Below are 8,354 nucleotides of genomic sequence, written 5' to 3'. Positions count from 1 at the left end.
TGCAGAGGCCATGAACAGACCATTCGGTATCCCGGATTGCGCCCGGGGGAACGCCGCGCTATGTGCGACAGATGGGTTCAGCCAGTGCCTCCGTGAGCGATTCCCCGATTGCCGAAGCCACCGCGCCCCGGCTGTCGCCGCGCGACCGGCTGATCGACAGCGCCCGCGCGCTGTTCTGCCGCTACGGCATCAATTCGGTGGGTGTCGATGCCATCATCGAACACGCCGGCACCGCCAAGACGACGCTCTATAAGCTGTTCGGCTCCAAGGACGGCCTGGTCGAAGCCGTGCTCGAGCGCGAAGGCGCCGAATGGCGCAGCTGGTTTCTCGATTCGATCGACGGCCCCGGCGGCAGCGCCCGCGACCGCCTCGGCCGCATCGGCCCTGCCCTGCACGACTGGTTCACGCGGCCGGATTTCTACGGCTGCCCGTTCATCAATGCGGTCGGCGAAAGCGACAAGGCCGACGACCGCATGCGCAAGCTGGCGATCGCCCACAAGACCGTGGTGATCGACCGCCTCACCGCACTCTGCACCGAAGCCGGGATCAAAGAGCCGACCGAGATTGCCCACACTCTCGGCCTCGTCATCGACGGCGCCATCGTCATGGCGCTGGTCACACGCGACGCCGGAGCAGCGGATGTTGCGGGGCGCGCCTGCGCGGCGATTTTGCCGAGGTAGTTAGCGCGAGCGATACCGTAGAGTGGGCAAAGCGAAGCGTGCCCACGTCCGGATTCAGTTATTTCTGAAACACCGCTAACGTGGGCACGGCGCTCCGCGCCTTTGCCCACCCTACGGCCAAATTGCAGCCGCCTCGTCAACTCAGAAGCAGAAACGAAATCGCGACCGCCGCCCAACTTGCGCAGTGACTGTTTTGGGTATATTTTCCTCGGAATGCCGATCCGCTATGACGAGCCGCCGATCTACCGCCTCCGCGTCACCCGCGACGTCGCCGATGGCGACGAGCCGATGCAGGCGCCGCGGCCACGTGGCTCGCGCCGGCCGCATACCGACGGCAAGGTCGCGCAGGTCCAGCGGCTGATCGAACAGACGACGCTGACCTACGGCGAGATCAGCAAGAAGACCGGCGTCGGCCGCGCCAGCATCTGCCGTTGGACCCGCGACGGCGGCTGGAAGCGTCCGCTGTTCGCGCCGCGCGCCACCGACACGGTACCGAGCCCGCGCGCCAGCCAGAAGCTCAAAATGCGCAAGCTGGCCGAGCGACTACGCGTTCTCGCCGATCGCGCCGTCCGCGAACTCGAAGCGGCGCCGCAGGTCGATGTCGACAGGCTGATGGGCGCGCTGCAGGTGTTGAAGCTGGCCCGCCTCGAAGCCATGGGCCGCCACCGCCCCCGCCGCATCCCCGGCTTCAACCCACGCCCCGTCTCCTGGTGGGTCTCCCGCGACGAAGCCGTGCGCGCCGCGATCAAAGACTTCCACCGTGGCGGCGTGACGATCGATGCCGTGCCGCATGAAGCGATGGAGCTGGTCGAGGACGCGTATGCGCCGGCGGAGGATCATCCCGCACTGCACCCGCCGAAGGCCAGACGCGAACGACGGTGGCGGTGATGACGACCGCGGCCCCGGTGCTACCTCCAATGCAGTGTGGACTGTCGACAATCACCCCGGTCTGAACTGTCAGGAATCTACGCAGTCCGTGCCCGCGTCGCCCTCACCCCCTCCCTCTCCCGCAAGCGGGAGAGGGGGCGCGCTGTGGGCGCAGCTACGCTTCGAATGAACGAAAGCGTCGACACGCTTGTGGCGGACTCCCTCCCCCGCTTGCGGGGGAGGGAGGGGGTGAGGGCGACCCGAGCACTGACTCGGTAATCTCCCGGTTGCGCCCGTGAACACGTAGGAGCCTTTGTCTTTGCTCCCCCCACCGAGCGCGCCGTTCTGCGCGCCTTACTTGCCGATCAGTTCGAACGAAGACGTCACGGCACCTTCGGCCGGCACCGAGAAATACTCGACCCGGCGGGCCGGCTTGTTGTTGAACAACAACCGAGTCACGTCGGGACGTGAATAGTGGCCGGCCGGATCCGCCGAGGCCTTGGCGTAGGCGATCAGGCTCAGATCGATGTCGGCGACGACCAGCCCTTCCTCGTCCGACCCGAGATTGGCGCCGATCGAGCGGCCGTCGGGCGCGTAGATCCGGGAAAAGCCGCCGCCCAGATGGCACATCGCTTCCAACATCGGTTGGCCCTGGCACAGCACATCCCGCTGGGCCTCGTCGACCAGCGCGGTGGCGGCGACGACGAAGCACCCGCCCTCCACCGCATAAATCATCGCGGCGCCGTTGTTGACGGTCGGCCCCAGCGCATAGGCTTCGTCGGAAATCAGCGACAAAGCTGGCCACGCCCCGCAATGGATTTCTTCGTTCTGGCTGTACATCGCATATTTGCTGAGCGGCTGCAGATGCTCCCAGCACGACAACTGTCCGACGCGGCCGAGCGAGGTGGCGTTGACGACGAGGTCGCTGCCGTCGCCTTCGCCGAACACGCTGCGCTCGACATGGGTCGGCTTCAGCTTGCGGCGGCGCTTGATGATCTCGCCGGTCTCGGCGTAGTGCCACTGCGCAATATACAGGCTGCCGCCGTCGCGCTCCGATACGCCGAGCGACACCTGAATGCCGTTGCGCCGCGCCGCCTCGGCGATCGCGCGATCCTCCTCGCCGCCCGCCTGCATGCTGTTATCGAAGTAACGGCCGACGAACTGCATCGCCCAGGCCGGCGGTCCCATCCAGATGTGATTGGGGTAGCCCGGCAACCAGACCTCGGGAAACACGACGAGCTTGCAACCCTGCCGCGCCGCCTGCTCGATCAGTCCCACCGCCTTCAAGACACCGGCCCGAAGGTCGAGGAATGCGGGTGCGGCCTGTACGGCTGCGACTTTGAATTGCCGAGACGACTGCATTGCTGGCCTCTTCGAGCGATGACGGTTTCAGCAAATCTAGCCTCGCCGACAGTGCCGGGCTTTTCCGTTTGGGCGTCATTTGTTGTGAATCCGGGCGGAGCCCGATAACGTCACGTCGGTCACTTGCAGGCGACCCCGGCAATGCTCGCACGATACGACACTGACCTCGTCCCTCCCCGGGATCGGATCGCCTACTGGCGCGAGGTGGTGTGCGCCAACTACGTGCAGCTCGACTGCGAGATCGGGACCACCCCCGAGGTCCGCGGCGCAATCGAGATCAGGCGCCTCTCCGACCTGTCGGTGTCTGAAGTCAGCGGGACCGGCGGCAAGGTCATCCGGCGCCCACGTGATATCCGCCGCGCGACCGAGGAATTCTTCCTGCTCAGTCTGCAGCTCGAGCAGACCACGACGATCAGTCAGCGCGGCGAGCGCACCACGTTGCGCCCCGGCGATATGGCGGCCTATAGCAGCACAGAGCCTTACGAACTCAGCATGCAGGATGGCTTTCGCCAGATCGTGCTGCAGATTCCCAAAGCCGCCTTGCTGCGCCGGATGCCCGACGCCGAACTGGCGCTTGGCCGGCGGATCGACGGCAGCACAGGCTCGGGGCATCTGATCGGCCAGAGTATCATTCAGTTCGGCAAGTACACGCCGGAGGGCAACGAGCGGCTGAACGATCATGTGGCGGATGTTTTGGCGGGCCTGTTTTCGGCGGCGCTGTCCAGCGCATCGGCGCCGGGCGCCGGCGAACTATCCTCCTCGACGCAGATGCTGCTCCTGCGTTCGCAAGCCGCCATTCGGCATCACTTCAGGGATGCCCAGTTCGATCGCATCGCACTGGCCCAGGCCGTCGGCGTATCGGTGCGCCGGCTCAATGAAATCTTCGCCACGCAAGACACGTCCGCCAGCGACGCCATCCGCGAAACGCGGCTGCAGATGGCGGCGGACGAGCTGACCGATCGACGCAAGGCCGGACTTACGGTCAGCGACATCGCGCTCCGCAACGGCTTCAACAACTTTTCGCATTTCTCGACGCTATTCCGAAAGCGCTTCCAGACGTCACCGCGCGACTGGCGGCGGACGAGCGGCAAGTAGCAGACGTGCAACTCGAAGGGTGGGCAAAGCGAAGCGTGCCCACGCGAAGGCTCGCAGACGTAGGCACCGCGCTGCGCGCCTTTGCCCACCCTACTAATTCAAGCACGAAGCCTCACTCCCTCCCCCGCTTGCGGGGGAGGGCTGGGGTGAGGGCGACCCGAGCACACTGACTCGCTCATCTCACGGCTGCAGCCGTGGACACGTCGTAACCTCTACCCCTCCCCCACCGCCTTCGCGGCAATCAGCGCGTCGATCTCCGCGCTGCTGTAACCCGCCTCCGCCAACACCTCGCGCGAATGTTCGCCCAGCCTCGGCGTCGGGCGGTGCATATTCGGCGGGGCTTCGGAGAACTTGGTGGCAGGCCGGGGCTGGATGGTCCTGCCTTCGCTCGGGTGATCGATGGTGGTGAAGTAATCGACCGCCTTGAGATGCTCGTGCTCGGTGATCTCGCTGATCTTCGCGAACGGCGTGTGCGGCACGTCGAGGCGTAGCAGCAACTCGTGCCACTCCGCCGTGGTGCGACTCGGGCCGATCTCGTGCATCGCCGCATAGATTCGGTCGATATGCTCGGCGCGCGCCACCGGATCGTTCACCTGCAGCTCCTCGATGAGCTCGGGCCGGCCGACCGCGGTGAAGAACGCGCACCAGTTGTCGCCGGAGTACGGCAGCATGGTGATCCAGCCGTCCTTGGTGCGCACCGGCTTCCGCTCTTTCATGCGCTTGTAGCCGGCGGGACCGATCGGCGGATCGAACGCGTAGCCGCCGAGCATCTCGATGCTGTTGAAGCCGGCGATGGTTTCCAGCATCGGCACTTCGACGAACTGGCCCTTGCCGGTGCGCTCGCGACTGAACAGCGCGGCCGACACTGCGCCGGCGAGCGCCTGACCGCAGATCTTGTCGCCGATCAGGCTCGGCACGAATTGCGGCGCATCGTCCGATCCGACCGACGACGCGAGGCCGGATGAAGCCTGAATGATCTCGTCGAACGCCGGCCGCGCCGCCCATGGGCCGTCCTGACCGAAGCCGGTCGCCGCCGCGTAGATCAGCTTCGGATTGAGCGCGGCGCACTCCTCATAGCCGAAGCCGAGCCGCGCCATCGCGACCGGCCGCACATTGGTAACCAGCACGTCGGCACTCGGGATCAGCCGCCGCAGCGCCGCCTTGCCGCCGGGATGCTTGAGGTCGAGCGCCACGCCGCGCTTGTTGCGGTTCACCGCCATGAAGTGGCCGCTCATGCCGCGATTGCGGAACGAGCCGCTGTAGCGCCACGTGTCGCCGCCGAGCGTCTCCACCTTGATGACGTCGGCGCCCCAGTCGCCCAGGATTTGCGTCGCATAGGGGCCGAACAGCACGCTGGTGAGATCGAGGATGCGAATGCCGGCGAGCGGCCCGGTCGGTTTGGTCATGGCGTGCCGGCCCACCCGGCTGATTCATGCCGCTGCTGTCCCATGCGGGATCTCCTTCTTGGCCGCATCGCCCACGCGATGCCGGCGGGGTCTCGCTCATACCCCGAAGGCCACCCGGTGTCGAACCGCCCGTGATGCGCGCGTGGCTACTTGCCGTAGCGGCGCACGAAGCCGTCGACCTCGGCGGCGATCAGGTCTTTGTCGTGGTCGATGGTGGCGACGTGGTAGGAGCGGTTGAGCCACAACAGCTCGATGCGGTCGGAGCCGACATTGTTGGCGATGACGTTGGCGTTGTTGGGCGACAGCACATGGTCGACGCGCGAGTTGATCACGAACGTCGGACACTTGATGCGGGACAACAATGCACGTGCGGTCGCCGCAAGGCCGATCGCGTGCTTCATGCAGACCACCGGAACCTCGGGATAGGCCAGCTCCTTGGTGTCAGTATCCATCATGTCGGAGCCGATGCCCGGGATGAAGTCGGGCATATCTCGCGCATAAGCGATCGCCGCCATGTCGGGCGATTCAATCTGGGCCGCCGCATTGATGGGAATCACGCCAGCGACTTTGTCCGGATGCATCGCAGCGAGATACAGCGACAGCGTGCCGCCCATGGACAGCCCCGCGACAAAGACCTTGTCGCACTTCGCCGAGATTTCGAGCAGCGCATCCTCGGCGGCGGCGACCCAATCGGCCGCGGTGGTCTTCGCCATCGCGGCGGGTGAGACGCCATGGCCCGGCAGACGCGGCCCCAGCACCGTGTAGCCTTTTTCACCAAGGCGTTCGCCGAGATAGCGCATGCTCTGCGGACTGCCGGTGAAACCGTGGACCAGCAGGACGCCGATCTTGCCTCCGTCAAACGAAAACGGCTCCGCGCCGGCCAGGACTGCATCACTCATCTAAGGCTCCTCTCGATGTTCGTCGTCGTCAGGTTTGACGCTTTGAATAAGCGATGGCCGCGACGATCACGATCAATCCCTGCAGCATCAGCTTGCCCGGCTCGCCGAGGCCAAAGCTGGTGAGGAAGTTGAACAGGAAGGTCAGCATGAAGGCGGCCGCGGCCGGGCCCCACATGCCGCCTTTGCCGGCGCCGAAATTGACGCCGCCGAGGATCGAGGCCGACAGTGAATTGAGTGCGAGATCCTGTCCGATATTGACGGTACCGACGCCGACGAAGCCGAGCAGGAAAAAGCAGCTCAGCACCGAGAACAGGCCCGACACCGTATGGGCGACGAGCACGATGCGGGCATGCGGAACGCCGGACATCTCGGCGGCGAGCGGATTGGAGCCGACGGCGCGAACGTAACGGCCGAACACCGTAAAGCGATCGACGTAGTACAGCGGAAACAGCACCAGGATCCACAGCATCGGCGCCACTGGGATGCCGCCGATGCGGCTGGTGACGACGTCTTTCAGGATCTGGGGAACGTCGCCGGGTGCGCGAAACTGGCTGAACGCGATCACGACGCCGGTCAGGATGATCGACATCGCCAGCGTCACGATCACAGCCGAGGCCTTGCGGACGGTGATGATCACGCCGTTGACGAAGCCGATGAACAGGCCGACCAGAATGCACAGTGCGATCGCCGCGAGCGGCGGCACCGGCACCGTGCCGCTGGTGAGAATGTAGCTCGTCACCGCCATGATGCCAGCGGACGACAGATCGATCGACCGGCAGCGAATGACGAGACTCTGTCCTATCGTCGCAAGGCCAAGCGGGGCCGCCTGGCGCAGCATCAGCATCAGGAACAGCGGCGCCAGCAGATGCGGGTGGGTGAAGTAAGCGATGCCAAGCAGGATCGCGAGCAACGGATAGGCCGGCGGCAGGCCCACAAGCCAGCGCCAGGTCGCCGCGATCGGGCTGGCCGCGCGCGGTTCAGCGACAGTCGTCACAGCCCGATGACCTTTCGTTTCTGCAGCGAAATCGCGACCAGCAGCAGCACGCCCGTGAAGGCGCTGCGCACGAAGGGCGAGATCCCCATCAGATTCATGCCGTTGGCGAGCAGCCCGAGCGTCAGCGCGCCGGTGACGGCGCCGAGCACGCCGCCGATGCCGCCGCTGAGCTGAACATTGCCGAGCGCAATCGCGGTGATTGAATCCAGCGCCAGCGGGCCGCCCATCGTCGGATCTGCCGAGGCGACGCGCGCCGACAGAAACAGCCCCGCACACACGGCCGACAGGCTGCAGAAGATGTAGGCCGCGATGATCGAAGGCACGACGCGCAGCCCGTTGAGATGCGCATTGGGCGGGCTGGCGCCGATGGCGTAGAAATGCAGCGCGAGCTGGCTGCGCCGCAGCAGCACATAGGTGACGCCGACCGCCGCCACGCACCAGACGATCGCGATCGGCGCGCCACCTATGTTCGATTGGGCGAGCGCCTGCAAGCCGGCTGGAATCGCGCTGCTCGGCGCCGGCAGAATGAAGTAAGCAACGCCTTGCAGGAAAGTCGCCATGCTGAACGTCATGATCAGCGGGTGCACGCCGAACACGGCCGTGCCGACGCCGTTGGCGGTACCGACCAAGACCGCCAGCCCAATGCACAGCGGGATCGCGGTGACGAGGCTATCCTGAGTCGAGAGCACGCAGCTCGTCAGGCTGACGAGGCTGCCAATCGACAGATCGATGCCGCCGACCAGCGCGACGACAAGCTGACCGAGCGAGCCGATCAGCAGCACGACGATCTGATTGACGAGATTCGACAGGTTCTCGCCGCCGATGAAATGCGGGGCGGCGAAGATCAGAAAGATGAAAACGACGATCGGAATGCCAAGGCTGATCGGCGAGCTTCCGAACCGTGGATTGAATACGCGTGCCATCGATACGCGAGTCATGGCACCACCCTCACGCCGCATGATGCGCCGGCGAGCCGCCGGGCAGAGCGAGATTGAGGATCGCCTCTTCGCTGGCCGACTTGCCGTCGAGTTCGCCGACGAACGCGCCGTGC

Annotated in this window: 8 protein-coding genes; 3 read left to right on the top strand and 5 right to left on the bottom strand. The window is 65.6% G+C overall.

Annotated features, from left to right (window positions below; all coding sequences use genetic code 11):
- Positions 1-92: 92 nt before the first annotated feature.
- Entirely contained in the window at positions 93-680 is a 588-nt protein-coding gene (locus tag I5M_RS13020; protein WP_040771697.1) for a TetR/AcrR family transcriptional regulator, read from the top strand.
- Positions 681-893: 213 nt separating this feature from the next.
- Entirely contained in the window at positions 894-1,568 is a 675-nt protein-coding gene (locus tag I5M_RS13015; protein WP_022721797.1) for a hypothetical protein, read from the top strand.
- Positions 1,569-1,901: 333 nt separating this feature from the next.
- On the opposite strand, the gene I5M_RS13010 is transcribed toward I5M_RS13015, so the two are convergent.
- Entirely contained in the window at positions 1,902-2,909 is a 1,008-nt protein-coding gene (locus I5M_RS13010) for a carbon-nitrogen hydrolase family protein (protein ID WP_022721796.1), read from the bottom strand.
- Between the two features lie 141 nt (positions 2,910-3,050).
- Between I5M_RS13010 and I5M_RS13005 the strand changes: the two genes are divergently transcribed.
- Positions 3,051-4,004: a helix-turn-helix domain-containing protein gene (locus I5M_RS13005; RefSeq protein ID WP_083909576.1), complete on the top strand. Its 954-nt coding sequence runs from the start codon at positions 3,051-3,053 to the stop codon at positions 4,002-4,004.
- A gap of 212 nt (positions 4,005-4,216) precedes the next feature.
- On the opposite strand, the gene I5M_RS13000 is transcribed toward I5M_RS13005, so the two are convergent.
- The 4 genes from I5M_RS13000 to I5M_RS12985 form a co-directional block, all read right to left on the bottom strand.
- The gene (locus tag I5M_RS13000; protein WP_022721794.1) at positions 4,217-5,410 is read right to left on the bottom strand and encodes a CaiB/BaiF CoA-transferase family protein; all 1,194 of its coding nucleotides are present in this window, start codon (positions 5,408-5,410) and stop codon (positions 4,217-4,219) included.
- Positions 5,411-5,556: 146 nt separating this feature from the next.
- Positions 5,557-6,309, bottom strand: a complete 753-nt coding sequence (locus tag I5M_RS12995; RefSeq protein ID WP_022721793.1) for a carboxylesterase — start codon at positions 6,307-6,309, stop codon at positions 5,557-5,559.
- Positions 6,310-6,337: 28 nt separating this feature from the next.
- Complete coding sequence (locus tag I5M_RS12990) at positions 6,338-7,303, bottom strand: ABC transporter permease (protein ID WP_022721792.1); 966 nt, start codon at positions 7,301-7,303, stop codon at positions 6,338-6,340.
- Positions 7,300-8,241, bottom strand: coding sequence for an ABC transporter permease (locus tag I5M_RS12985; protein WP_159103996.1), 942 nt, complete (start codon positions 8,239-8,241; stop codon positions 7,300-7,302). The genes I5M_RS12990 and I5M_RS12985 overlap by 4 nt, the downstream gene beginning before the upstream one ends.
- Positions 8,242-8,354: the final 113 nt, after the last annotated feature.

The sequence above is a fragment of the Rhodopseudomonas sp. B29 genome, assembly GCF_000333455.1.
In the GTDB taxonomy this organism is placed as follows: Bacteria; Pseudomonadota; Alphaproteobacteria; order Rhizobiales; family Xanthobacteraceae; genus Rhodopseudomonas.
This window is presented reverse-complemented; position numbering and strand designations above follow the sequence as displayed.